The following is an 854-nucleotide window of genomic DNA, read 5'->3' on the forward strand; positions in this document are numbered from 1 at the left end:
AGTGAAATCGAGTAGGACGGGGCACGTGAAACCTTGTCTGAATATGGGGGGACCATCCTCCAAGGCTAAATACTACCTGTCGACCGATAGTGAACCAGTACCGTGAGGGAAAGGCGAAAAGAACCCCGGCGAGGGGAGTGAAATAGAACCTGAAACCGTATGCGTACAAGCAGTGGGAGCCCCTTCGGGGGTGACTGCGTACCTTTTGTATAATGGGTCAGCGACTTACTCTCAGTGGCAAGGTTAACCGAATAGGGAAGCCGTAGGGAAACCGAGTCCTAACCGGCGTCATAGTCGCTGGGAGTAGACCCGAAACCGGGCGATCTACCCATGGGCAGGGTGAAGGCGAGGTAAAACTCGCTGGAGGCCCGAACCCACTAACGTTGAAAAGTTAGGGGATGACCTGTGGGTCGGAGTGAAAGGCTAAACAAGCCCGGAGATAGCTGGTTCTCCCCGAAAGCTATTTAGGTAGCGCCTCGTGTCTCACTCTCGGGGGTAGAGCACTGTTTCGGCTAGGGGGCCCCCAGGGGTTTACCAACCCGATGCAAACTCCGAATACCGAGAAGTGCAATCACGGGAGACAGACGGCGGGTGATAAGGTCCGTCGTCGAGAGGGAAACAGCCCAGACCGCCAGCTAAGGCCCCAAAATCGTGATTAAGTGGAAAACGATGTGGGAAGGCATAGACAGCCAGGAGGTTGGCTTAGAAGCAGCCACCCTTTAAAGAAAGCGTAATAGCTCACTGGTCGAGTCGGCCTGCGCGGAAGATTCAACGGGGCTCAAATCACGTGCCGAAGCTGCGGATGCTAGCTTGCTAGCATGGTAGGGGAGCGTTCTGTACGCCTGCGAAGGTGG

General features: G+C 55.5%; 1 rRNA gene. It reads left to right on the plus strand.

What is annotated here, in order from left to right:
* Positions 1 to 854, plus strand: a 23S ribosomal RNA gene (locus GBG68_RS13895); the annotation flags it as partial.

Source organism: Alkalilimnicola sp. S0819 (assembly GCF_009295635.1).
In the GTDB taxonomy this organism is placed as follows: domain Bacteria; phylum Pseudomonadota; class Gammaproteobacteria; order Nitrococcales; family WHIW01; genus S0819.